23 protein-coding genes and 1 pseudogene are annotated in these 23,634 nt (G+C 54.9%); 17 read left to right on the plus strand and 7 right to left on the minus strand.

The features are described 5' to 3' along the window. Positions 1–2 precede the first annotated feature (2 nt). Together ACK5LI_RS09250 and ACK5LI_RS09255 are read left to right on the plus strand one after the other, a co-directional pair. The gene (locus tag ACK5LI_RS09250) at positions 3–1,460 is read left to right on the plus strand and encodes an ABC transporter permease (protein ID WP_416948513.1); all 1,458 of its coding nucleotides are present in this window, start codon (positions 3–5) and stop codon (positions 1,458–1,460) included. Positions 1,461–1,482: 22 nt separating this feature from the next. Continuing rightward, positions 1,483–2,148 carry an ABC transporter ATP-binding protein gene (locus tag ACK5LI_RS09255; protein ID WP_416948515.1) on the plus strand — a complete coding sequence of 222 codons (666 nt, stop codon included), beginning with the start codon at positions 1,483–1,485 and terminating at the stop codon, positions 2,146–2,148. A gap of 82 nt (positions 2,149–2,230) precedes the next feature. On the opposite strand, the gene ACK5LI_RS09260 is transcribed toward ACK5LI_RS09255, so the two are convergent. Next, positions 2,231–3,064 carry a 1,4-dihydroxy-6-naphthoate synthase gene (locus tag ACK5LI_RS09260; RefSeq protein WP_416948517.1) on the minus strand — a complete coding sequence of 278 codons (834 nt, stop codon included), beginning with the start codon at positions 3,062–3,064 and terminating at the stop codon, positions 2,231–2,233. A 162-nt stretch (positions 3,065–3,226) separates the two neighbouring features. Here ACK5LI_RS09260 and mqnE point away from each other — a divergent pair, with 162 nt between their 5' ends. Genes mqnE through ACK5LI_RS09280 form a run of 4 tightly spaced genes read left to right on the plus strand, consistent with a single transcriptional unit; the run spans position 3,227 to position 7,627 of the window. Beyond that, positions 3,227–4,342: an aminofutalosine synthase MqnE gene (mqnE, locus tag ACK5LI_RS09265; protein ID WP_416948520.1), complete on the plus strand. Its 1,116-nt coding sequence runs from the start codon at positions 3,227–3,229 to the stop codon at positions 4,340–4,342. Beyond that, a complete protein-coding gene (gene mqnC, locus ACK5LI_RS09270; protein ID WP_416948522.1) occupies positions 4,339–5,448 on the plus strand; it encodes a cyclic dehypoxanthinyl futalosine synthase in 1,110 nt (369 codons plus the stop codon). The genes mqnE and mqnC overlap by 4 nt, the downstream gene beginning before the upstream one ends. Beyond that, the gene (locus ACK5LI_RS09275) at positions 5,445–6,323 is read left to right on the plus strand and encodes a menaquinone biosynthetic enzyme MqnA/MqnD family protein (protein WP_416948524.1); all 879 of its coding nucleotides are present in this window, start codon (positions 5,445–5,447) and stop codon (positions 6,321–6,323) included. Before mqnC ends, ACK5LI_RS09275 begins: the two co-directional genes overlap by 4 nt. A gap of 50 nt (positions 6,324–6,373) precedes the next feature. Beyond that, entirely contained in the window at positions 6,374–7,627 is a 1,254-nt protein-coding gene (locus ACK5LI_RS09280; protein WP_416948526.1) for a DUF429 domain-containing protein, read from the plus strand. Positions 7,628–7,769: 142 nt separating this feature from the next. Here ACK5LI_RS09280 and ACK5LI_RS09285 read toward each other — a convergent pair whose 3' ends face one another. From ACK5LI_RS09285 to ACK5LI_RS09295, 3 genes are all read right to left on the minus strand, one after another. Further along, complete coding sequence (locus ACK5LI_RS09285; RefSeq protein WP_416948528.1) at positions 7,770–8,906, minus strand: DMT family transporter; 1,137 nt, start codon at positions 8,904–8,906, stop codon at positions 7,770–7,772. Positions 8,907–9,009: 103 nt separating this feature from the next. Continuing rightward, positions 9,010–10,050 (minus strand): 5'-nucleotidase, encoded by a 1,041-nt coding sequence (locus ACK5LI_RS09290; protein WP_416948531.1) that lies wholly within the window; start codon positions 10,048–10,050, stop codon positions 9,010–9,012. Between the two features lie 9 nt (positions 10,051–10,059). After that, a complete protein-coding gene (locus ACK5LI_RS09295; RefSeq protein WP_416948533.1) occupies positions 10,060–12,573 on the minus strand; it encodes a tetratricopeptide repeat protein in 2,514 nt (837 codons plus the stop codon). A gap of 119 nt (positions 12,574–12,692) precedes the next feature. On the opposite strand from ACK5LI_RS09295, the gene ACK5LI_RS09300 reads away from it, so the two are divergent. From ACK5LI_RS09300 to ACK5LI_RS09330, 7 genes are all read left to right on the plus strand, one after another. Continuing rightward, a complete protein-coding gene (locus ACK5LI_RS09300; protein ID WP_416948535.1) occupies positions 12,693–13,226 on the plus strand; it encodes a nitroreductase family protein in 534 nt (177 codons plus the stop codon). A 12-nt stretch (positions 13,227–13,238) separates the two neighbouring features. Further along, positions 13,239–13,865, plus strand: coding sequence for an MBL fold metallo-hydrolase (locus tag ACK5LI_RS09305; protein ID WP_416948537.1), 627 nt, complete (start codon positions 13,239–13,241; stop codon positions 13,863–13,865). Between the two features lie 134 nt (positions 13,866–13,999). Then, the gene (locus tag ACK5LI_RS09310; RefSeq protein WP_416948539.1) at positions 14,000–14,149 is read left to right on the plus strand and encodes a hypothetical protein; all 150 of its coding nucleotides are present in this window, start codon (positions 14,000–14,002) and stop codon (positions 14,147–14,149) included. 5 nt (positions 14,150–14,154) lie between these two features. Further along, positions 14,155–14,775, plus strand: a complete 621-nt coding sequence (locus tag ACK5LI_RS09315) for a flavodoxin family protein (RefSeq protein ID WP_416948541.1) — start codon at positions 14,155–14,157, stop codon at positions 14,773–14,775. 102 nt (positions 14,776–14,877) lie between these two features. After that, positions 14,878–15,621 (plus strand): ComF family protein, encoded by a 744-nt coding sequence (locus ACK5LI_RS09320; protein ID WP_416948543.1) that lies wholly within the window; start codon positions 14,878–14,880, stop codon positions 15,619–15,621. 195 nt (positions 15,622–15,816) lie between these two features. Next, positions 15,817–16,215 (plus strand): response regulator, encoded by a 399-nt coding sequence (locus ACK5LI_RS09325; protein WP_416948545.1) that lies wholly within the window; start codon positions 15,817–15,819, stop codon positions 16,213–16,215. Between the two features lie 103 nt (positions 16,216–16,318). Next, complete coding sequence (locus tag ACK5LI_RS09330) at positions 16,319–17,227, plus strand: Tim44 domain-containing protein (protein WP_416948547.1); 909 nt, start codon at positions 16,319–16,321, stop codon at positions 17,225–17,227. 327 nt (positions 17,228–17,554) lie between these two features. Here the strand turns inward: ACK5LI_RS09330 and ACK5LI_RS09335 are convergent, their stop codons facing one another. Both ACK5LI_RS09335 and ACK5LI_RS09340 read right to left on the minus strand, forming a co-directional pair. Further along, positions 17,555–18,523, minus strand: a complete 969-nt coding sequence (locus ACK5LI_RS09335; RefSeq protein WP_416948678.1) for a SpoIIE family protein phosphatase — start codon at positions 18,521–18,523, stop codon at positions 17,555–17,557. A gap of 15 nt (positions 18,524–18,538) precedes the next feature. After that, positions 18,539–19,042 (minus strand): annotated as a pseudogene (locus ACK5LI_RS09340) (hypothetical protein); the annotation flags it as partial. Between the two features lie 182 nt (positions 19,043–19,224). Here ACK5LI_RS09340 and ACK5LI_RS09345 point away from each other — a divergent pair. Genes ACK5LI_RS09345 through ACK5LI_RS09360 form a run of 4 tightly spaced genes read left to right on the plus strand, consistent with a single transcriptional unit; the run spans position 19,225 to position 22,070 of the window. Beyond that, on the plus strand, positions 19,225–19,824 hold the full coding sequence (locus ACK5LI_RS09345; RefSeq protein WP_416948549.1) for a hypothetical protein: 600 nt from the start codon (positions 19,225–19,227) through the stop codon (positions 19,822–19,824). 17 nt (positions 19,825–19,841) lie between these two features. Then, positions 19,842–20,783, plus strand: coding sequence for a hypothetical protein (locus tag ACK5LI_RS09350; protein ID WP_416948551.1), 942 nt, complete (start codon positions 19,842–19,844; stop codon positions 20,781–20,783). Beyond that, on the plus strand, positions 20,770–21,162 hold the full coding sequence (locus tag ACK5LI_RS09355) for a PqqD family protein (RefSeq protein ID WP_416948553.1): 393 nt from the start codon (positions 20,770–20,772) through the stop codon (positions 21,160–21,162). The genes ACK5LI_RS09350 and ACK5LI_RS09355 overlap by 14 nt, the downstream gene beginning before the upstream one ends. Continuing rightward, positions 21,159–22,070, plus strand: coding sequence for a hypothetical protein (locus ACK5LI_RS09360; RefSeq protein ID WP_416948555.1), 912 nt, complete (start codon positions 21,159–21,161; stop codon positions 22,068–22,070). The genes ACK5LI_RS09355 and ACK5LI_RS09360 overlap by 4 nt, the downstream gene beginning before the upstream one ends. A gap of 399 nt (positions 22,071–22,469) precedes the next feature. On the opposite strand, the gene larC is transcribed toward ACK5LI_RS09360, so the two are convergent. Further along, on the minus strand, positions 22,470–23,618 hold the full coding sequence (gene larC / locus ACK5LI_RS09365) for a nickel pincer cofactor biosynthesis protein LarC (RefSeq protein ID WP_416948557.1): 1,149 nt from the start codon (positions 23,616–23,618) through the stop codon (positions 22,470–22,472). Positions 23,619–23,634: the final 16 nt, after the last annotated feature.

Here is a 23,634-nt window from a genome sequence, read left to right on the forward strand (position 1 = left end):
CTATGAATATTTTTACCATTCCGTGGCGGTATAGCCGCAAAAAGTGGCCTCGCACCTTGCTGCTGCTTGCAGTATTCACGCTGGGAGTTGTGTCCATTGTAGCTTTGCAGCAGGTTTCACGCGTGGTGGGGGATAATCTGGAGCGCAAGCTGACCAGTTTTGGTGCCAATATTCTTATCACCCCGAAGCAGGAGACGCTGTCTATCACCTACGGGGGCTTTTCCATGGGCAATATGCTTATGGAAAAAGAATACATCAATCTTGATTCTGCGCTTGCCTCAATCGACGGTATCGCCTTGCGCCCCAACATCAGCCTGACAGCCCCAAAGCTTGTCGCCATGGCTCATGTAGATGCAGCCGCCATAACCCGCCCTGCGGATACTTCATCAAAAGAATCGGCAGAGGGCGCGGCAACGGCCGCACAGCAAATAGCGCAGATGCAGGCGCAAGAGCATGAAGGGCATAAAGGTAATCACGCCGGAATGCAGAGTGTCCCTGCTATGCACAGCATCCCGCAAACCACCACCCCGCCGCCTGTATCGGGTATGCTCAACATCGGGGTGATAGGGGTAAACTGGGCACAGGAGACCGCACTCAAAAGCTACTGGGTTCTGGCAACCGGTGAGTGGGCAATGCTTCCTGCTGCCCCCCCTGATGCCATGGGTTCCGGTCAGGCAATGGCCGCACAACCTAAGGCTCCGGTACAGACCGGAAAAGTACAGTCCGACAACACACAGTCCGGCAAAGTGCTTGCCGGAAGCGCTCTGGCAGCAAAGCTCCATCTTGTTCCGGGATCACGTATTCCGTTGGGCAACGAACATGTGACTGTTTCCGGCATACTGCGCGAAACAGGCACAGACGATGACAATGTGCTGCTGGCAGACATAACCACGCTGCAAAACGCCTTCGGCCTGCAAGGCAAGGCCAGCTTTATGGAAATCGCAGCCCTGTGCGCAGGCTGCCCCATCGAGGATATTGTCCACCAGCTGGCTACAGCCTTGCCGGAAACAGAAGTCAAAGCTCTGCGCAATATCGTAGAGCAGCGCATGTTTTCCGTTCACTTTGTACAGCGGCTCATCCTTACCGTAAGCGTTGTCATACTGCTTACAGCGTGTGCCATGGTTGCGGTATCCATGCTGTCCGCTGTTAACGAGCGTAAAAAAGAAATCGGAATTCTGCGGTCTGTAGGATTCTCGCGCGGTCGAGTGTTTGCCATCTTCTGTGCAGAAGCAACAGGCATCGGGCTTGTGGCGGGACTTATCGGTTATATGGCAGGGCATATACTGTCTCTGGAAATAGTGCGCCTGCTGGAAATGGCAGATGGCGCACTGCCTGCATTCAGCCCCGTGGCCATGCTTATCACCTGCCTGATGATTGTCTGCGTCAGCGTTGTTTCTGCTCTTTTCCCCGCGTGGAAGGCATCACGCATTGAACCCGCCAGCGTGCTGGTGGCGCTGTAGCCCGCATGGACAGAGGTACCTTATGCTTGAAGCAATCAACATCATAAAATCCTACGATACCGGCGGCGCGGCAGCGCAAGTGCTGCGGAATGTCTCTCTTACGGTGGAAGAAGGCGAATTCGTATCAGTGGTGGGGCGTTCCGGTTCCGGCAAAACAACCCTGCTCAGCGTGCTGTCTTCGCTTACCCGTGCAGACTCCGGCATTGTGCGCTTTAACGGCAACATTATCGACCATGCCAGAGAACGCGACCTCAACCGCCTGCGGCAAAGCGAGTTTGCCATCATATTCCAGTTTCACCACCTTATGCCCTATATGACTGCGCTGGAAAACGTGCTGCTGCCCAGCATGCACGGCATTACACCGGTCAACGGGCAGGACAGAGCAAACGCCCTTGCCGCACTTGAACGTGTAGGGCTGGCAGGTAAGGAACATAAACTGCCGGGCGCCCTTTCCGGTGGCGAACAACAACGTGTGGCCATTGCCCGTGCACTTGCACGCAAAGCAAGCGTGCTGTTTGCAGATGAACCCACCGGAAGTCTGGACGCTGCCACGGGCGATTCCATCATCAACCTTATTAGCGACCTGCATAAAGACGGCCTGACCGTAGTCATGGTTACTCACAACCCCGAATATGCGGCGGCTGCATCGCGCACTGTCACCATGCATGACGGACAGATTGTAAGCTGACACGGCCTTCACTCAGGCTACATATAAAAAGCCGCCGTGCCCGTGGGGGGAACGGCGGCTTTTCTGTTTTTATAACATCCCGCTAGCCTTCTATAAACATAGGAGCATCCGGCAGCGTAAGACCGGCAACTTCAGCACCTTTGGTTATAAGCGTACGGATAGCTTCCATGCCTTCGGCACCCAGCGACATGGAATAATCGTTTACAAAGGTGGCTATATGACTGTCGATGACAGCATCATCCATTTCCTGCGCATGGTTGCGGATATACTCACGAAGCACTTCAGGGTGCTTCCACGCAAACTCAAGGCTTTGCCGGATGGCTTTTTCCACCTGCAACGCCACTTCCGGCCCGAGGCTGCGCTTTACCGCAATTCCGCCCAAAGGCAACGGCATTCCGGTGGAGCTTTCCCACCATGCGCCAAGGTCCAGCAGCTTCACCAGCCCGTGCGCCTCATACGTAAAACGCCCTTCGTGTATCACAACACCTGCGTCCACCTTACCGCCGGCAACAGCCGGCATAACTTCGTCAAAAACCATTTCCGGTCTCGGACCGTTATGCATACCGTGCAACGACAGCAACAGATTCGCTGTAGTCATGCGCCCGGGAATGGCAATGGTACTTTCTGCCAGAGACTCCAGCGGCACATCCTTGCGCGCCACCAGCACAGGGCCGCAACCGCGCCCCAGCGCTCCGCCGGCCCGCAGCAGAATGTAGTTTTCCAGAACCAGCGGCATGGCTGCGATGGAAAGCTTGGTGATGTCCAGCGTTGCCTGTGCGGCGTGGGCGTTCAGTTCTTCCACATCAGCCAGTTTTACACAGTATTCGTGCGGCAGCGGGATAAGCTTCTGCACGAGGGCGCCAAAAATAAAGGTATCGTTGGGACAGGGCGAAATGCCCATGCTGTATTGTTGCATGTATATCTCCGATAAAATAGCCGTCGCAGTATGTACTACCTATGCATATTTCGTAAAGCTCAGCCAATGGTTGACACCGCGCCTTTGCAGACCGATACTCACCGCCCTGCGGCCATGCGGATGAAGTCATCCCGTGCACCGGCCGCAATGACGGAGGAAACCATGCTGAATGCCGACAGATACGCCATGCTCGGGCTTGGCGACATATTTGAAAAAGTTATGGCAGGCGAACGCCTGTCACTTGAGGACGGCGAACTGCTGTACGCCTGTCCCGATATAAATGCGGTGGGCGCTCTTGCCCATCACGTCCGCACGCGCCTGCACGGAGACAGAACCTATTATGTCCTTAACAGGCAAGTCAATTACACGAACGTATGCGTCAACGGATGCCTGTTCTGTGCGTTCCAGCGTGAACGCGGTCAGGACGGCGCTTATGTCATGACGCCCGAAGATATCGTCGGCCGCGTTCTGGACGACAAAGGCACCCCCTTTACAGAAGTCCACATCGTGGGTGGCTGCCATCCCGACCTGCCGCTGGAATGGTTTGAAGACGTCATCCGCCGGATAAAGGCTCAGCGCCCGGAAATTGTGGTCAAAGCCTTTACCGCTGTGGAGATTGCCCACTTTGCCAAACTTGCAGGCATCAGCACACAGCAAACGCTGACCCGCCTGAAAGCAGCAGGGCTGGAATCCATGCCGGGCGGCGGCGCAGAAATTTTTGCCGCTCCTGTGCGCGAACGCATATGTGCACGCAAATCTTCCGCAGAAGAGTGGCTGCGCGTTGCGGGCGAAGCCCACAGTGTTGGCATTAACACGAACTGCACCATGCTCTTCGGACACATCGAATCCATCGACGACAGACTGGACCATCTGGACAGACTGCGCACCCAGCAGGATACGTCCGGCGGGTTCAACTGTTTTATCCCGCTGCCTTTTCTTACCGAAAACAGCCTGCTGAAGCTGCCTGAAGACCGTAAAGGCGAACATGTGGGCATGGACAGACTACGCACAATGGCCATCAGCCGCCTGATGCTGGACAATATTCCGCATATCAAAGCTTACTGGGTGATGATGGGCATCAAAATGGCTCAGGCTGCGCTGTACTTCGGTGCAGACGATCTGGACGGCACCATCGTGGAAGAACGCATCGGCCAGCAGGCGGGCGCATCTTCCGGTCAGGGGCTGACCATCGCACAGCTGCGGCATATGATCGAAGCCTCCGGCTTTACTCCGGTGCAGCGTGATACGCATTTCAACCCCGTGGAGGCCACCCGATGAGCGCAACCCTGACTCCTTTTGAAGAACCGCGCGAGGTGCTCGACATCTGCGCCAAGGTACTGGACGGCAAGCGCATCAACGAGGCGGAAGCCGCAACCCTGTACGAAAAAGCCAACCTGTTCACGCTGGGTCAACTGGCACATGCCGTACGCATGGAAAAGCACCCCACCGCCGTGGTTACATACGTTGCCGACCGCAACATCAACTATTCGAACATCTGCTCCTGCGCATGTCGGTTCTGCGCATTTTTTGTAGCGCCCGATCAGGAAGGCGGCTACGTGCTTACCCGTGAAGAACTGGCCAGAAAAATTGAAGAAACCATAGAGCTTGGCGGCACGCAGATTCTGCTTCAGGGCGGGCACCATCCCGACCTGCCGTTGTCGTTTTATGAAGATATGGTCCGCTGGATTTCGGAAACGTACCCCGCAATCCATATCCATGCGTTCTCACCGCCGGAGATAGTCTTTTTCTCCGAGCTGGAAGGTATCACCATAGGTGAAACCATTGAACGCCTTCGCGCTGCGGGACTGCACTCCATCCCCGGTGGCGGAGCCGAAATTCTGGTAGACGAAGTACGCACCAGGGTTGCACCCAACAAATGCAGCGCCTCGCGCTGGCTGGCTGTAATGGAAGAAGCTCATTATCAGGGCCTGCGCACTACAGCCACCATGATGTTCGGGCACGAAGAAGAACCCCGTCACCGCCTTGAGCATCTTTTTGCCCTGCGCGAAGTACAGGACCGCACCGGCGGCTTCACCGCATTCATCCCGTGGACATTCCAGCCCGGCAACACCAACATCCAGCGCGATACCGAACCTTCACCCGCGTATCTGCGCATGCTGGCCATGTCGCGCATTGTGCTGGACAACTTTGACAATGTTCAGGCTTCGTGGGTGACCATGGGCCCGCAGGTGGCACAGCTTGCACTGCATTACGGGGCCAACGACTTCGGCTCGCTGATGATTGAAGAAAACGTGGTTGCCGCAGCCGGAGTAAGCTTCCGGATGTCGCGCGAAGAAATCCACAACGTCATCCGCGCCGCCGGTTTTGTGCCGCGCCAGCGCACCATGGATTACACGTATGTAGACATGGAGAAAAAAGCGTGAGCGCCGCCGAAGCAGAAAAGCGGGTACGCCTCGGACGCATATCGTACTTGAACGTTCTGCCCATTTATTATCCGCTTGAAGCCGGACAGATCAGCCATGAGTACGAACTGGTTTATGGCCCCCCTGCCGAACTGAATCGCCTGATGGCAGCGGGTAATCTGGATGTGGCTTCCACTTCATCCATTGAGTACGCCCGAAACGCCGACCAGTATTATCTGGCGCCCGACCTTGCCATCGGCAGTTGCGGACCGGTTATGAGTGTACTGCTGCTTTCGCAACGTCCTGTGGAAGAACTGGAAGGTCAGACCATCCTGACTACCTCGCAGTCGCACACCTCTGCGGCGTTGTTGCGCCTGTTGCTGCGATACCGCTACGGCCTGAACGTGGAATACCGCACCGGTTCCGCTTCGGAGCAGATTGCCTCGGAAAACCCGCCGGAAGCGCTGCTTGCCATCGGCGATGAAGCCCTACGCCTGCGCAACCATCCCATGTACCCGTACAGAGTGGATATGGGCGAAGCATGGCGCGAATGGACGGGATTGCCGTTCATCTTCGGCGTATGGGTAGTAAGCCGTGATTCCGTAGCCAGAGGTCGCTTCAGCACCGATCCGGCCACCATGCTGCAACGCGCCCGGGACTGGAGCGCAGCACATATGGAGACAATTCTCGACATAGGCGAAGAGCGCGGCTACCTGAACCGCGAAGACCTTGTCGAATACTTCCGCGGGCTGGTTTTCACCTTGGGAGAAGAAGCGCAGCAAGGATTGCGCACTTTTTACCAGAAACTGGTGGAAGCCGGAGAGCTGGAACGCATGCCGGAACTGGTATTTTACGACCACACCGTGCACTCGCGGCAGACTGCCCCAGATAATTAACAAAAAGCCGTACGCTTATGCAGCGTGCGGCTTTTTTATACGGAACCACCATGCGTTGTAGCCCTTCTTGCCCCACTTGTACGCATCCAGATTCTTTTGCAGCCAGCCACGGCCCGCTTGCGGTGCTGGGCATTGATGTTACTTCAGCACCGGACAAGCGAAAGCCGCTTGCTTGTGCAGTGGGGGTGCTGAATAATGATACGCTGCGCATTAAGCAGCTTTATGCTGTTACAGCGTTGCGCGGCTTGCCGGACTGCACAAGGGAGAGCGCATCACACCCGCAGGCGGCAGAATTATCCGAAACAACGCCAGTAAGCCTTGAACACCTCCTTGCGCATGAAGGCCCGTGGGTAGCAGGCTTTGACATGCCTTTCGGCCTGCCTGCAGACTTTCTGCGCTGGTGGCAGGAAACTGAGGAGCCGCAGAACAAGCTTGCAGAAACAAGGCAAAACGACCAGCCTGAAGTAAGCCCGGCACACAAAGATAACGCCCACGCTGGCCCCCAAGACAATTACGGACAGAGCTGCGGTTGCAGCACTGTTGGGGCTGCTTCCGGCTATGTACGCATGTCTGCACATGCAGGCATACAGCAGCCTTCTGCTTTCGCGTACCAAAAAAACACGAAAGCGACACAGGCCAAGGCAGTACTCTGCATGAATACTGCATCGGCAGCCCAGCCAGATGCAGAGCGTACAACAGCCTTCCGGCCTCTTCCTTCATGGCACCATTACGTTAGCCGCCTTGCCTTACTAGATAAAGAAGCCTTCCGGCAGACTGTCTATGCGTTTATGAACACAAGGCCCAAAGGTCAAAAGCTGCCCCTGCGCCTGACCGATAACCTGACAGACGCCCAAAGCCCTTTGCGGCTCAATTACGTACCAGTGGGACGCATGTTCCACGCTGTAGTCCCCTTGCTCACCGAAAGTGCAGTCCGCATACCGCTGCTGCATGAAAATGGAGACTGCCGCGTTGCGCTGGAGGTCTACCCCGCCCTTATTGCCCGTGACATTCTGGGCAATCCACCCCGCTATAAAGACGGCAGCAAAGAACAGCAGCAGGAAAGAAAGCAGGCCCGCGCCGCACTTATTCACACGCTACCTGACTATTGCCAAAGCCGTTACGGGTTCACTCTGCAGATAGAAGCACAACAAAAAGAGGTAGTGCTGGAAGACACCAAAGGCGACATGCTGGACGCCCTGCTCTGCGCAATTCAAGCCGCTGGCGCAGCAAGGCAAAAGAATTTCGGAATGCCGGAACTGGTATCAGAAACAATGAGAAGTGAAGGATGGATTGCGGCAGGTTAGATGGCTCATTGCCTGACAGGCACCATAATAAACGTCACAACCATTTCCTGACTAAAGATAAAAAAACCGCGATATATGAAGCAGGGCTTTACTAAAACAATATAGAAAGAATCCTCATCCGTTGAGCGTCAGCTCAACTCTCCTAGCTCTTGCCAGCCAATTTCAGTGCCCGTTTACGCTGGGCGGCACTCTGGCCGGAAAGGCCCATCCAGATGGCGGTAATGGCCATAGCGGCCCCCAGAAGTCCCAGCGGGCCGGTGGGACGACCGAAGAAAAGAACATCCCACACAAAGGAAAGAGTCGGCTGGGTAAGCATGACAAGTCCGGCAACCGCGGCAGGCAGCATAGGCAGGCCGGAGGAAAGCAGCAGCCACCCCACTCCCTGACAAAGCACACCGTAGCCGATGAGATACGAGGCATTGGTCGCATCCGGTATAGCAAAAGGCAGCCCTTGCAGCAGCAAGCTTGCGCCGCAGGCAACAGCCGTACAAAGTGAAACAAGCGCCATGTTCATCATAACGGGCATTTTGCTTGCCATGCGCTGCGAACGCCGCAACAGCAAGATGTAGCCGGTATACCACACAGCCGTCAGCAGACCGAATACCACGCCCATGACGATGGTTTCATCAAGGTCATTGATGTCCACCCCCACAAGCAGCCACAGCCCGAATATTGCCAGTGGCAAAGCAACCACAAGCCGCAATGAAAGAGCCTCGCGGAAGAATACCGCCCCTACAAAGGCCATGAAGAACACTTGGAAATTACCCAGAATAGTCGCCAGACCAGGGCCGATATACAGAATACTGCGGTGCCAGCATTCAAGATCAAGCATAAAAAACACACCGGCTCCGAAGATGGTTGCCAGAACCACAGGTGCCGTGGTGAGCTTTTCCTTTCGCCACAGGGCAACAGCCAACAGTGCAATGCCCCCGAAGAAAACCCTGTAAAATGCAGAAGCAGAAGGTGAGGTATCCAGAACATTCACAAACACAGCAGAAAAGCTGATCATCACAGCTCCGGCCATAACGCGCAACAACGCTTTTATATCCAGAGACTCAGGCTCGCCCGCGGATGCAGGCTGTGCTGCAGAAGCACGCATGGCAGGGGTGCAATCCGCCTGATTTGCCGCACTGGTGCCATCAGGGCACACCACAGTTGTACCTTCAGATGCGCCAGCCCCGCCAACGGATGATGCGTCACCGTCGGGCAGAGTACCTATGGCTTCACTTGGTATACGTTTGCCATGTGCAGATTTATCAGAAGGAGATTGTGTACTCATTCTCCCCTGATAGCGTCTGCGCATTTTTCTGGCAATCCCCAATAGACTGAAAAGGCAGACGTTACAAATATGGAACAGGCAGACTCGTCAACATATTCCTGCATTATGCTGATGCGGCATCCGGTAAAGAAGGCGTATTATCATCTGAGGTCTGCCCAGCCCTTTTGCTCTTTTCGTCTAAGCTCTGCTCCGGCGTGCTGGAGGTTGCACCGGTCCCCGCGTGTCCGTTTGCCACGCCAAAGGGAATATGGACGGCAGGCAACACCTTTGAGGCGTGTTCAAGGTGCGCTTTCTGATCATCAAAAAATATGTGCGGCCGCAGCACTTCAAGCACTCTGCGCTTTTCTATGCCGCCCAGAAAAAAGGCTTCATTCACCATAATGTCCCAGCTGCGCATGGTGTTGATAACCCGCTCGTGCGCCGGTGCATTACGGGCGGTGGCAATCGCAATGCGCAACTTCGGCTTGTAGTCTGCCTGTTCCTGCTGCATCGCACGTTCACGCTGCTGAATAAGAGAAAGCTTGCCCAGAAAGTCCGCCAGCGGACCACGCTTCAGCGGGATTTTGGCCTGTTTGGTTTCATGAGCAAAAAAACCGGCAAGGTCATTCTGCTTGAACACCGTCTCCGCTTCATCGTCGGCAAGCACCCCGTCAAAGTCGAATGCGATGCGCAGTTCGCTATCTGTTTCATCATCGTTGAATGACGATTCCAGAACCTGCCCTGCAGGATGTCCGGCAGCCATTGCTTCGCGCACATCACTTTCATTGGCGGAAAGGAACAGGCTGATTTCCAGCGCCGGAATGTACATATGCGGCGGCTTGCCCTGCAGAAAGACTGCACGGGTAATGCCCAGCCCGTAATGTGCAATGGATTCCATCACGCGCATCCCCGTGTCCGGATCGTTACGCGACAGCAGCACCACTTCCACGGGCGGATCTTCGGGACTCAGTTCGTTAAGAGAAAGAAGCCGCTTGATAAACGGAAAGGCCACCCCCTGCTTCAAAGGAATATTCTGCTTATCGCGCTGGTACTGACGGTAGGCTGTTTCGCCCTGCTGCCGGAACACGGCGTCAGACTCATCCAGATCAAATAAAGCGCTGGACGCAAGCCCCACTACCAGCCGGTCTTTCAACTCGTATGCCATAAATCCGTCCTACAGTTCCGCTGCTCTGCTCAACGCTTCAGATGCTTCGCGCTGCCGCCCTGTGGCTTCCAGCGCACGGGCAAGATCAAGCCAGCCGACTTTCAGTTCCGGCCGCAGGGCCACCGCCTGCCGCGCCAGCACTGCCGCCACTTCCGGATCGTCCCCGCCGTCCAGATATAATCTGGCAAGCAACTGCAACGACATCGCGTCCTGAGGGTTATAGATAAGTGCCTGATGCAAGTGCTCCCGCGCCTCATCCGGACGCCCCTGCCGCATACAAAGCCGTGCAAGATAACGCCATGTCAGCGCCTGAGCCCCGTCCAACTTTGCTGCTCTGTTGTAATACTGGCGTGCAGGACCGAATTTCTTTTCCATCTCTGCCAGCTGTCCGAGTCGCAGCAAGGCAAATACGTGCTCTTTTTCGTACTTAAGGCACTTGCGGTAATATTGTCTGGCGTCTTCAAAATCGCCCATATTCTGGCAGACGTGACCAAGGTTATACAGCGTCATCACATCGCGTTTGTCGTGCCCGAGAGCTTCACCGAACAGCCTGCGCGCCTCGGAATGTTTCCCCAGACCGGCCATACATACGCCCAGCGAGTTCCACGCCATAGTGTTTGTTTCATCCGCAAGCAAGGCCAGCTTGTATTCGTCAATGGCGGCAAAGGTATCACCCTGACTGAACAGCTTGTCTGCGCTGATGTTCAGCGCCCAGGTATCAATAACTCCGACTCTGGGCTTTTCCATAAGCATGGCATATTCAAGCGCCTTTAATGAGTTTTCCAGACTGTCCGGCTTTCTGAAATTCAAAAACGGATGACGGGCAATGCCTACGGCAGCTTCAATATGCAGCTTACGCTCCAGGTGCTCGCACAGGCCCACATAGCACTCGTACACATCTTCCACCGGCACATCAGGATGAAAATGAATAAGGCTGTTCAAACCATAACGCCCGCCGAAAGAGGCTACGCTCTCTCCTTTGGGCAGCACTTCAGAAAGATGGTCGCGGCATGCTTCCGCAGCCTGAGCCATCAGCTGCTCCGCATGGGCCGAACGACCTTCATGCAGGCGTGATTCTCCGGTCAGACGCATCAGGGCTAACGTGTAGTTGCTGCAGTTGTCACGGTCACGTGTCCAGCGGGACAGAAAATCTCTATGCCGCAACAGGCCCGTCAACGGGTCTGCGCCTCCGACGCCCTGTGAGTCCTTAGCAGCATCAGAAGCGGAAACGCCTTTGTCTTCCGGTAACAGTGTCAATGTATCGCCGGCTTCAATACCCCATGCGGGATCACCCAGATGCATGATCTCAGCAAGCGAGGTATTCTCGCGCACTTCCATCAAAACCAGTTCACCCTTGTACATCAGCGTACGTTCAGCGTTTGTGCCTGTGGGCAACGGCGGAACGCACGGGTCGACGGACGGTGCGGAAGGCTTTTCTCCGCTGCCTCTGGCGGCTGAAGCATCGGCACGGTTCTGACCGGCACCGGAATGCTGCACCGGACTCCAGATGGAAAACCGCTGCCCTTCACGGGCATCCATGGCTGCGCCAAGGCTAATCACGGCACGGTTCATGGGCAGCACTTCCTGCACCTTGCCGCCTTCGGCAAGAATGCGGCCAAACCCCATAACATACTGCACAGAGCCGGTGACTTTTTCCACCGCAATGGAGGCCGCCGTACGCGCCTTTCGCAACAGCAGACGGGCCTGCTCCGCTTCGGGGCGCTCAAACTGGGCACCGTTCATATCCTGCGGATAGTTGGCATACCCCGCCGCAACGGTCACGCTGATATCTTCGTCGCGCAGTTCGTGTTGCAGGCTTACAGCCCGCAGCTTGCGCACAGCTTCTCCTGCAACCTTGCGGCATACGCGAGGCGTTGCCGTAGGCAAAAATACTGCCATTTCATTATCACCGGTACGGGCGGCAAAGGCCTGCTCCGGCACAACTGTCTGCAGTTCGTCAGCCAGAAGCGCACACAGCTGCTCCGCAAACAGATAGCCGCAATCACGCACAACAGCAGGCATGGAACTAAACCGCAGCACGACAAGCCCCATACAGGCCCGATGCCCCAGAGTGGAAACATCGCACCTGCTGTCTGCCCCCAGACGGAAGCATTCGCGAATAAGCCCGACCTCGCGCGACGCGACGCTGAGCATATGCGGCAGCGACGAAAGTCCTGTTGAAGGGTCGGTAATGCTCATTTTATACAGCAACAAATTTTCAAGGCACAACGTTGCCACAGCAGGGTAAGAGGCCAGAAGCGTCTTGGCGGGCCTGCCGCCGATGCCGCGGGCTACAAATACCCCCAGCAGTTCGCCGTGCAGAATGAGCGGTACCAGCAATTTTTTATCCTGCGATTCCCATACGGCTTCGGGCCGTAGCGGTGTACGCGGAAAAAAAAGGCTGTAAGACTTGAATGGGATAACCCGTGATAGGGAGTCGCGAAGCAGGTTCTCGTATCGGATAAGATCCCGACGGGTCAGACGAATGCGTGATTCTTCATGAAATGGCTTATGGGGTTTCATGGGCAGTGTCTATACATCGACAGCGCAGATTTGGGAAGAGAGACGCGTCTTGAAAGACCGGCAGGCTTGGTATAGTGTACAACCGTACCATACCCGCAACTAACGGAGATAGTTACCGTATGCATACCGAAAACCCTGTTTTGCAGGCCATACGCCAACGGCGCAGCATTCGCCGCTACACAGACCAGACAGTCACAGACGATCAGGTACTGGCCATACTGGAAGCAGGTCGCTGGGCTCCTAGCGGTTTGAACAACCAGCCTTGCCGTTTTCTTGTTGTACGCGCGGACGACCCGCGCTGCGAAATACTGGCGGCTCATACCAAGTATGCGCACATCGTGCGCGCGGCAAAGGTGGTCATCATGGTTTTTCTGGATCGCGAAACCATGTATAACGAAGTCAAAGACCATCAGGGTGCAGGTGCCGCCATTCAGAACATGCTGCTGGCAGCTCATGCACAGAATCTTGGCGCGGTATGGCTGGGTGAAATAATCAACCACGCAGAAACTCTGCTGCCCAAGCTACATCTTGATACTGCAAAATTATCATTTGAAGCAGCCATTGCCATCGGTCACCCCGACCAGCAGGGCTCGTCTTCACGCAGGCCGCTTGCCGAACTGCTGCTGGAAGAACCTGCACCGCAACCCGAATAATACGAGAACATAATGAATATTCGTACGTTTTCTATCGGCCCGCTTGAAACAAACTGCCATCTGGCATGGCATGAAGGGCAGGCGCTGGCTGTTGATCCCGGCGGGGACCCCAAGGAATTACTGAATTTTTTATCACAGAACAAGCTTGCATTGACGCATATTCTGCTGACGCACCTGCACTTTGACCACCTGTACGGTGTTGCCGCCCTTGCTGCTGCCACAGGTGCAAAAGTGATGGCAAACGGCAAAGATGGATACCTGATGCAGACCGAACTTGGCCGCGGAGGCATGTTCGGCTTTCCGAAAGTGGATGAGTTCACCTTTGACCCCATTGATGCCGGAGCCCACACCTTCATCGGGCTGGAGTGCACCGTACTGGAAACCCCCGGCCACACCCCCGGCAGCTTTTCCTTTTATTTTTCCGCAGGGGGAGCTGTCTTTGTCGGCGACCTGCTGTTCCACCGCTCGGTAGGAAGGACCGACTTCCCTGGCGGCGACCATCAGATTCTGGTAACCTCTGTGAATAAGGCCATTTTCACACTGCCGGATGAAACTGTAGTCTACCCCGGGCACGGTATCGAAACCACTGTGCGGGATGAAAAGCTGAACAATCCTTTCTTTACTGAGTTCAGACGATAGATTTAACGCGTAATTCGTTGTACAAGGGCAGATATATGTCGGAAGAGCGTATAGATTTGCGTACCAAATGCTGAGGCGTGTCGCTGGAGATAAGTTGGTATCTCCGATTTTCGCGTAGCGAGCAGATTGAATTCATGCTGCGCCCATCAGGACACGTCTATGCCGAACATGCCCTGACCATCGAGCCTCAATGGGAGCTCGCCTTCAGTGAAGAAGGCGAGTCCCTTATTGCGCGATTTACCCGCAAGACCAAAGCACGACAGTATGAGGGCGTTACGGAGTAATTGTAATGTCTATTATGGTCGAAGACCTAGTCACTCATAGTATTTCATGCAGCCCGCGGGCAGGCGGTAACAGCGACAAAGCAGCACAGCTGTTTGCGCAGGGCTTTTGCACCGGTCTGCCCGCCGAGGTTCTGCACTTGCGGCACTACGACATCAGGCCCTGTACATCATGCTATCGTTGCGAACATGACCCGAAGGGCTGGTGTTTTCTGGAAAATATGGACCAGTCCGCTGCTATTTTCCGCCTCTTGCTTGAGGCTCCGGCGCTCCATTTTTCTGCACCGGTTTACTTCTATCATTTGCCTGCCCACTTTAAAGCGTTAATTGATAGAACTCAGCGCTTCTGGCTGTTGCGGGAACGTGGTGACGCAACCATGCTGAACCTGCCTGCGCGTAAGGCATGGATAACCATGGTCGCGGGACGTAAGCACGGAGACAGACTGTTTGAAGGCAGCCTGCTGACGCTGCGTTATTTCCTGAAGTCATTTAACATATCACTGCAGGAGCCGCTGCTTCTTACCGGACTGGACGATGCCGAAGCAATGGACCGCCACCCGGAAGCAGAGGAGCGCATAGTGGAGTACGGCAGACAGGCGGCCAGATCATTTGCTATTGTAGCTGCCTAATGGCGCAACGGCATATCCGCGCAAAGGTATATTCCGGCTGGCACGCCATTCGTAAAAATCCGGTGTTACGTCGCAAAAAGCGTAGTCTTTCAGGTTGCTCTGATGAAAAATTTTGTGCACCACCTGCGCCGGATGTTGCATCTGGACGAAGCACGTTGTCCTGCGTGCAATGAAGGTTTTACCCCCGCAGGGCAAGACCAGTATCTGTGCGAAGACTGCCTGCAAAAACTCCCCATCCGCAGTTCAGGGTTCTGCCCTCAATGCGGTGTACCTTATGCTCTCAGCAGTATGCCCGTAGCCCCTTGTTCTGCCTGCCTGACTACGCCTCCGGTCTGGAGTTCTTTACGCTTTTACGGCGTATATGAAGACCTGTTGCGTGAACTCATCATCCGCTACAAACACGCCCCCGATATTACCTTATCCGGAGTGACAGGCCATCTGTTGCAGAAGGCAGTGCAAAACAGGCCTTTTGATGAAGACTGCTGCCCAGAAGTAATCGTACCCGTTCCCCTGCATCCGCAACGTCTGCACATGCGCGGCTTCAACCAAAGTCAGCTTCCGGCAAGGCTGCTTGCCTCATCCATGGGCATACCGCTCTGCCTTGACGCCTTGCACCGCACACGCAACACCACGGCACAGACAGGGCTTCCGCGGAATGAGCGCCGGCGCAATCTGCAGGATGCGTTCAAAGCAACATACAAGGTTGAAGGAAAAAAGGTTCTGCTGATTGATGATGTCATGACATCAGGCACAACCGTGGAGCAATGTTCGTTAGCTCTTCTTGCAGCAGGGGCAAGTCAGGTTCATGTCCTTGTTGCCGCACGCACTCCGGCACACTCTGATTAACGTCCCCCTGTTATAATCCTGCAACACGTTCCGCTGTATCTCTTTGCTGTACCCGCTTGTTACGAATGCCCCTTTCTGTCGTGACGGCGGATAGGTACATTATAGCTCTGTAATATTCTTACGGCTCTGATTGACCTAATCCGCAACGCCGTTTAATACTTAGTCTGGAATGAATATAATGATGCGGAGGATCTCATGCGCTTTCTTATTGTAGAAGATGACTTTACGAGCAGAAAATTCCTTCAAGGCATCCTGGCCTCTCACGGAGACTGCGACGTGGCTGTGAACGGCAGAGAAGCTGTTGAAGCATTTGAGGCAGCTATGGATGCCGGCACGCCCTACCATCTGATATGCATGGACATAATGATGCCGGAAATGGACGGACAGGATGCACTTAAACAAATCCGTGCCATTGAGCGCAATCATGGCGTACGCAGTGCAGACGAAGTGAAAGTGGTCATGACTACCGCACTGGATGACCCTAAAAATGTGGTTGAGGCATACTATAAAGGCGGTGCAACATCTTATGTTCCTAAGCCCATTGACCGGCAGCTGTTTCTACACCTGCTGCGCAACCTTGGCGTAGTTGCGTAGCGTTTCATAACGTCGTACTGCGTACTCAACCGCTTATTATGGCTTGACTCCGTCTGTGCAGTGGTTACTCCTAACAGAACGCCCTCACTTGAACGGAGTAACCATGATACGACGAATTATGGCTCTGCTGCTTCCTGTACTCGCAGTAGGTCTGCTGTGTACCGCAGTTGATGACGCATGGGCCAAGCGATTTGGCGGAGGTAAATCCTTCGGCAGTCGTCCATCGTTTAACCAGAACTTTTCCAAGCAAGATGCCCCGACCAAGGCCCCTGCAATGGGAACGCAATCCACCACAACCGCACCCAAACGCGGTTTCGGCGGAATGGGCGGCATCTTTGGCGGTCTTCTGGCCGGCACCCTGCTCGGCTCGCTGTTCTTCGGCGGCGGCTTCGGCGGGTTCGGCTTCATAGACATCCTCCTTTTCGGAGGCCTGATCTTTCTGATTCTGCGCCTCATGCGCCGTCGCGGGGCTCCGCGCGGCGAACCTGCCTATCAGGCAGGCGGCGCTTACTCCGGCGGAGGCGACAACCTCTCGCAGCAGGAACCACAAAACATGTACCGGCAGTCCAGCGATGGCTGGAGCGGACTGCGCTCTGCTTCTGCAGGCGGTGCCAGCGCTCAGGGCAGTGCACCCTCTGTTCCTGCCGGTTTTGATACCGACGAATTCATTCAAGGCGCACGTTCCGTGTACACTCGACTGCAGAATTCGTGGGACAAGCGCGACATGGACGACATCAGGCAGTTCACCTCGCCTGCCGTTTTTGCTGAAATAAGCCAGCAGGCTAAAGAAGATCCGACACCTTCCCGAACCGAGCTGCTGCTTATCAACGCGCGTGTTCTTGAAGTAAAAGAAGAGTCCGACGGTACGCTGGCAACAGTGTATTTTGACGTACTGATGCGCGAAGACGCTTCCGGCGGCAACCCCGAGCAGGTCCGTGAAGTATGGCACTTCCACCGTGCTCAACCGGACGCAATGTGGACGCTGGACGGCATCCAGCAACTAGAACAATAAGTCGAGGGGCGTTACTCGAAACAATAAGGGCATGTGAAGCTACTTCACATGCCCTTTTTATTGGTACAAGGACCCTGCAATGCGCGCCTTACGGGGCTGTAACACAGCCTGAAGACAACGCGCCCTCATACGCCAACTTGGTAAATATCTATGCCAGCCAGCAGTAAAAGTCTTCTCTTTTACTGGCCCATCTTAATCCGGCCCTATGGCTGCGCGCATCGGATGCAAGGTGCAAGCCCTTTTCTGCCGCCCTTTACGCCGCAATCTGCACCTAACGGGTCAGCAGTTTCAGGCCTTACCAGCTAGCTGCACTGGCTCAACATGCTCTTATACCACGCGTATTGCAACAACGGTAACATCATCCTCCTGCGCAACTCCGCCTTGAAAACTGCCCACAACGTCACAAAGCGCGTCCACAACACTCTGCGCACCTGATGCGGCATAATCCCGCACTACGCTGCGCAACCTGTCCCGTCCGAACATTTCTCCGGCAGCATTGCGTGCTTCCACAAGGCCGTCGGTATACAGCAACACAATATCATCTCGATGCAACTGCCTGCAGCAGGCAGCCTCGTAGACAGCGTCTTCCATGGTGCCCAGCGGCAACCCGCTGGCATACAAACGCGTAAAAGTGCCCTCGGTCCGGCTATACACCAGTGCCGGTTCATGCCCTGCTGTAGCCCATGACACCTGCAACGATTCCGGGTCGATGTGCAACAGGAACATGGTGACAAAACGTCCGGTGCCGTAACTGTCTGCCACGGTCATTTTGTTCACATCACTCAGCAGTACTGCAGGGTCTGTCGTGCCGACTGCACGCATACGCACAAAAGCCCGTACAGAGGCCATCAGCAACGCGGCGCCCACACCATGGCCTGTCACATCGCCTACAACAACTCCAAGCGCCGGAGCACCGGATTCACCGGTTCCCCAGCCGGTCAGGTAATCATAATAATCACCGCCCGTTTCATCACTGTACAGGCAGCGCCCAGCCACTTCCAGCCTGCCGCGCAGGAAATCAGCTTCAGGCGGTCCGTCCGGCAACAGCGTTTCCTGCACTTCGCTGGCAACGGCTATCCCTTCAAGAAGCCGCATTCTGTCACGCAGTCCGTCAATCATCATATTGGTATGTCCGGCTATAAAACCGAACTCATCTTGAGTAGCTACAGGAACAAAGCCACCCATATCACCGTTGCTGACCTGCGAGAGCACTTCTGTCTGATTATCAAAAAGCAGACGCAGGTTGCGGGCGTACGACAAGACAAGATTGATGATAAGCGCAAGTAGCAGCCCCATTATAAACAGCAGATCAATCAGGATGCTGCGCTTGACGAACAGAAGCGAGACCTCGCTCAAACCGACCTCGGTAAACCACCACAGGTCCCGGAAAACAACGAGGATGATAATTGTAGAAAACAGTACGGTAACAGAGGTCGCAACGGCAAAAAATTTACGGGTAAGCGGGGTGAATTGTTCAGGCGGCGACAAGTAACGTCCGGATGCCTGAGCATGGGCTATGGCGTTCCGCTCGCTCTCAAGAGCCAGATCAATAGAGACGAAAAGCCCCAGAGAAACCATGCCCAGTATCATCTTGCTGCCGCTGCTGTACACAGGCAGGTCGAAAAGCAGCCAGTTAGCCAGAGCCATGACTGCGCCTGCCATGACAAACAGCGCAAAATCAAAACGCCCCATCCGGCCGGACCGCATGGTAATAGGTAGCGACTGAAGATAAGGCACAACAAAAATTTGCCTGACCGCCAAAGCCAGAAGTACCGTACCTGAAACTACAGTTGCGAGCTTCCAGACCGGAAGTGCCCCGACAAAGGGTCAGATACGGCCACCGTATACAACAAGTGCTGCAGCAGAAAATATATAAAGCAGAATGGCACGCATAGATGACGCCCCTTGTTATGAAATGCGTAGTAGGATAGCTTGAAGTTGAATCTGTTTTATCATGAAACATTCGATTCGTTCAATCCGCATACTTCGGAGCGATTATGATACGGATACTACTGGGACTGCTACTGGTACTTTGCTTTGCCAGCCCTGCCAAAGCGGATCTTCCGCTGAGCATTGCCGGCATAACTCTGGGAACATCACTGTCAGAATATGAAGACATGCTTCAGATGCAAACCCTGCAGGCAGACAGAGACGCGCTGTTTGTCAACGAAGTCAGCCTGCGGGACAACGCCATCAACTGCATCCGCGGCGGCAGCCTGATAACAGGCAACTGCACCGGAGATGACAAAATCATCGGCATCAAGCTGAAATTTGCAGACAGAAGTAAATCTCTTTACGAGCGTCTGGAGAAGGAATATACACAGAGGTTCGGGAAACCTACCCGCTGGATAGGAGACCCGTTCCATAATGTGATTGCCTGGGAATGGATTATACGCGAAGGCGATGATGTGCTTTCCATAACGCTTTCATACAGTGTCGTTTCCGACATGCGGCCCGGAGTATCCATCAAGATGCTTCTGCGCTCTGCATGGGACAAAGAAAGCGTCTGCTATTCTGAAAAGCATAGCCGCAAAAAACACAAAGGGATGCGCAACATACTCGTGGACGATCTTTCCCCTTTCATTCCACATCATTAGAGAGGATCAAGCATCCAATGGACCCTGCCCCTACGCCCTCGGCGTCTGTGACTTCCGGTACTGTATGGCACGCTCTGCAATGGAACGGCCTGAACATGCAGATACCGGAATTGTGGACTCCGACTGCCATTGAAAATACCTTTTTGTCTTTTTCAGACGACAGTGCACCTGTTTTTGACATCAAGTGGGCACGCGACAAACGGCCATTCCAGCTTGATAAAGAAAAACGGGCCATGCGTAAGCGCTTTACCGATGCAGAAGATTTCTGCGTGGACGCAACCTGTATCCCCGCCTGCCTTTCTGAAGCGCTGAAAAAAATCCGGAACCTGTTCAGCCATGTGGCATTTGCCCATGCTGCAGGATGCGGTGCTCTGCTGCATAACGATGCAGAAGGTTATACCGTTCTGGTACAGTTTCACACAATTGCCGGTGCTCTGCCCGAACAGGCACTCATCACGCAGTTGCTTTGTTCCTTGTCGCTTTCTCCGGCGGGTTCTCCTGTTGCTACCCGCATCTATGACCTTGCCTGCATCGTCCCTACAGGGTATGAACTTCGCAGCTTTTTGTTTCACCCCGGCCATTTCTGGCTTGAATTCCGGCGTGGCAGTGCCACTCTGGCCATTGACAGGTTTGCCCCTGCCAACGTGCTGCTGAACGGCTTACCGTTGCGGCACTGGGCCACAAAGCATTACGCCCTGCCTCTGGAAGAGCTTTCGTCAGAAGTGCAGTGCAAGCCACCTGCTGCAGGCGACATTGTCCGCTGGACAACCGACCGCCGCAAGCCATTGCTGGGACGAGTCCCCTTTTTGCGCTCGTTCAGCGGTGTTTCACAGCACGAAGCAGGCGCGGCATGGCTGGTAGAACATGAAAACAAACTGCTATCGGTACGTATGCGGGATTCCGGCTCCGTTTTTCATGACGACCTGACAGCATTGTGCGGCACCGTTGAGATTATTTAGCAAAGCACCAAAGCCAGGCTCTCCGGCAGACAGAAAGGCAGCCCTTGCCCTTGTGCCTGTCATACTGGACAGTGTATCGCAATCCGACGGCCCCAACGGGGTTATACGGCTGCATTTTGCCGTCAGCCCCGGGCGCATTGCCACCCTGCTGGGAAACGGCTCTCCTGTCATGCGCACTCTTGAACTTGACGAAATGGGCTCCGCCACCTGGGCATTTATTGACGGAAAGCGCAGTGTCGCAGACATTGCGCAGCAGCTGGCACAGCAGTACAAACTGCTGCCGAAGGAGGCTGAAATGTCCGTCAGCATTTTCATGCGCGAACTGGGCAGGCGGGGATTGATAGCTCTCAGGGAACCACAACCACGGCAGTCATCATGAATCATACCGAGCACACCGGCCACGAATACTTCACTGACCAGTCCGCAATTGAAGCTTTGGCTCAACGGCTGGGAGGCAAAAATGTCGTCCTCGGCGCTTACCTGACGGGCCGCGAACACCCGCAGCACGGCACCAGAATCATGGCGGAAAACATCGACTACATTGCAGGATGGCTGCACAGCGGCATGCGCCTGAAGCTGGACATGGTAATTTTGCACGATGGCCTGTCCGAAGCTTTTCAGCAGCGCTGCCACGCAGCCGTAGCCGTTCATCACAGCGAAAAAAAGCGCGGCACGCTGACCTTCCTGCAAGTCGCCCCCGGTCGCTTCACCATTGCTGACGAACGCTTCCTTGCCATGCTGGCACTGCTGGAACGGGTACGCTTCCGCAATATCTTTATGGTGGATGTTTCCGATGCATGGTTTAACGCCGACCCCTTCAAGCTGGTTGAAAAGCGCTCACTCAAGCGCTTCTTCGACAGTGGCAGCTTCGTCCGCACCAAGGGCATCAAAGGCTTTTTAAAAGCCGTTGCCGGTCAGTACCGCGCATGGCGTGACCGCAAGCGCTACACAGTTTTCATCGGCGGCGAGAGTAACACCATCGGGGATAATCCGTGGATGCAGCGTCATATACGCAAGGTATTCGGGCAGGACATGCCGCATCTGGCAGAAAAGCCTGTCTACAACTGTGGAATCCTCGGCGGCGATCAGCGCCATCTGGTATCAGTGCTGCGTACCGTCAAATCCGAAATGGAACGCTGCAACGTAACCGATGTGCTCAACGATATGGCAGTGTTCAACCGTGTATTGCACGATTCGCAATACCATCTTGCCTACAGCAACGGGGTGCTCAACAGCCCGTGGAAAGCGTGGGCAAAAAAAGGCAAGCACGCCATCTTCCACAAATAGCGATACAATCAAAAACGCCCTTTCCGGAATTATCTGGAAAGGGCGTTTTTTTTATTGCCAGAGTGCCAAAATACAAAATCTTCTGCCAGCTGCAAGCACTTACGCCTCGAACAGAAGCGCCCATTTTCACCTTTTGAATTATGCAGACAGAGGCGGGAGTTTCTTTTTTCATATTGTGACGCATATTGGCGACAATATCAGAGCTTGTCGGGTGCAGCTTCCATGCGACAGAGGCCGACTTCTGCGCTGTGATAACCAAATCACACAGTCAGCAGACAAGGGAGGCTTACCTCTATTTCCTTCTTTACAAAGCATCCATTAAGCAGCCTGCCGCAACCGGACTCTGAAGCTGGCGAGGAATCTTTCTGTACGGAGCACGCAGGGTGGCGTTACGGGGTATCAATCCTCTTGGACTTCGCCGAAAAGTTTCAATCGCAACTCAGGCAATGACCTGCCCGTCTTTTTTGCCAATGCGGCCAAAGCTTCGTACTCTGCCCTGCTCATGGTACTGCCGCCGACTTCGTACTCTTTCGCATCCAGTTGACCGCTGGGGGTGTTTAAAACGCTCTTTCGCCGTGGCAGGATGACACGCTCCGTACGTTGGCGACGCAGCCCCAAGGTATGCGTATGATGTATTACAGCTTCTTCCAGAGCAGACAGCTCGGCAGGACGACATAGAAGCGTAAGAGTGCCGCCGGGGCGATTTTTCTTCATCATGCCAGGTGTGAAAATAACGTCCAGCGCTCCGGCAGCCATAAGCGCATCAATGGCGTGGCCCAACTCTTCACCTGTCAGGTGGTCGATGTTGGTCTGCAATGTGTAGATAACGTCATGCTCCTGCACCGTCTGTTGTTCGAGCAGGAACATCCGCAGCGGCCCGCCGCCTTGCCTGCTGCCGAACGCAGTGGCACCGGCAGCCAGCACGCCTTGCGGCCCGTCTGCAAATTCGTCAGTGACAGCATCAATAATAAGCGCGCCTGTGGGCGTAATAAGCTCCTGCCGCGCTTTGGAGGGCACGACCGGCTTTCCCTGCATGAGTGCGGCTGTTGCGGGTGCAGGCAGAGGAAGCTCGCCATGTTCGCAAAGCACTGTACCTGTAAACCACGGTAGCGGGGCGCAGCTTACATAATGCACGCCTAGCTGCTCCAGCCCCCAGAATGCCCCGACAACGTCCACCAGCGTATCCACCGCGCCGACTTCATGAAAATGCACCTGATCAACCTCAATGCCATGTGCCTGCGCTTCAACATCAGCCAGTCTGGCAATCGCACGCATGCTCCGCTGCTTTACCCGCGGCGAAACATCAAGCCGCCGGATTATGTCCTCCAGCTGAGGCCTGTGACGTAAAGGCTGGGCCTGCGGCCAGTCGATCTCCATCCGGCTTCCGGCAAGGCCGTTACGATATTCAGAAACAGCCCGCACGCTGACATCTATCCCCGCAGACACAAAGACCTGCTGAAGAGCTGAAGCATCACACCCCAGCCCGCAAAGAGCAGCAAGAAACATGTCGCCGCCTAACCCGAATGCACAGTCGATGTATAATTTCATGAGAGTCTCCCTCTCG

Source organism: Oleidesulfovibrio sp., assembly GCF_047973035.1.
In the GTDB taxonomy this organism is placed as follows: domain Bacteria; phylum Desulfobacterota; class Desulfovibrionia; order Desulfovibrionales; family Desulfovibrionaceae; genus Oleidesulfovibrio.

Coding starts and splice junctions, on each gene's coding strand:
- ACK5LI_RS09250 (WP_416948513.1), top strand. CDS start 3: ATGAATATTTTTACCATTCCGTGGCGGTATAGCCGCAAAAAGTGGCCT.
- ACK5LI_RS09255 (WP_416948515.1), top strand. CDS start 1,483: ATGCTTGAAGCAATCAACATCATAAAATCCTACGATACCGGCGGCGCG.
- ACK5LI_RS09260 (WP_416948517.1), bottom strand. CDS start 3,064: ATGCAACAATACAGCATGGGCATTTCGCCCTGTCCCAACGATACCTTT.
- mqnE (WP_416948520.1), top strand. CDS start 3,227: ATGCTGAATGCCGACAGATACGCCATGCTCGGGCTTGGCGACATATTT.
- mqnC (WP_416948522.1), top strand. CDS start 4,339: ATGAGCGCAACCCTGACTCCTTTTGAAGAACCGCGCGAGGTGCTCGAC.
- ACK5LI_RS09280 (WP_416948526.1), top strand. CDS start 6,374: ATGCGTTGTAGCCCTTCTTGCCCCACTTGTACGCATCCAGATTCTTTT.
- ACK5LI_RS09285 (WP_416948528.1), bottom strand. CDS start 8,906: ATGAGTACACAATCTCCTTCTGATAAATCTGCACATGGCAAACGTATA.
- ACK5LI_RS09290 (WP_416948531.1), bottom strand. CDS start 10,050: ATGGCATACGAGTTGAAAGACCGGCTGGTAGTGGGGCTTGCGTCCAGC.
- ACK5LI_RS09295 (WP_416948533.1), bottom strand. CDS start 12,573: ATGAAACCCCATAAGCCATTTCATGAAGAATCACGCATTCGTCTGACC.
- ACK5LI_RS09300 (WP_416948535.1), top strand. CDS start 12,693: ATGCATACCGAAAACCCTGTTTTGCAGGCCATACGCCAACGGCGCAGC.
- ACK5LI_RS09305 (WP_416948537.1), top strand. CDS start 13,239: ATGAATATTCGTACGTTTTCTATCGGCCCGCTTGAAACAAACTGCCAT.
- ACK5LI_RS09310 (WP_416948539.1), top strand. CDS start 14,000: ATGCTGCGCCCATCAGGACACGTCTATGCCGAACATGCCCTGACCATC.
- ACK5LI_RS09315 (WP_416948541.1), top strand. CDS start 14,155: ATGTCTATTATGGTCGAAGACCTAGTCACTCATAGTATTTCATGCAGC.
- ACK5LI_RS09320 (WP_416948543.1), top strand. CDS start 14,878: ATGAAAAATTTTGTGCACCACCTGCGCCGGATGTTGCATCTGGACGAA.
- ACK5LI_RS09325 (WP_416948545.1), top strand. CDS start 15,817: ATGCGCTTTCTTATTGTAGAAGATGACTTTACGAGCAGAAAATTCCTT.
- ACK5LI_RS09330 (WP_416948547.1), top strand. CDS start 16,319: ATGATACGACGAATTATGGCTCTGCTGCTTCCTGTACTCGCAGTAGGT.
- ACK5LI_RS09335 (WP_416948678.1), bottom strand. CDS start 18,523: ATGGGGCTGCTACTTGCGCTTATCATCAATCTTGTCTTGTCGTACGCC.
- ACK5LI_RS09345 (WP_416948549.1), top strand. CDS start 19,225: ATGATACGGATACTACTGGGACTGCTACTGGTACTTTGCTTTGCCAGC.
- ACK5LI_RS09350 (WP_416948551.1), top strand. CDS start 19,842: ATGGACCCTGCCCCTACGCCCTCGGCGTCTGTGACTTCCGGTACTGTA.
- ACK5LI_RS09360 (WP_416948555.1), top strand. CDS start 21,159: ATGAATCATACCGAGCACACCGGCCACGAATACTTCACTGACCAGTCC.
- larC (WP_416948557.1), bottom strand. CDS start 23,618: ATGAAATTATACATCGACTGTGCATTCGGGTTAGGCGGCGACATGTTT.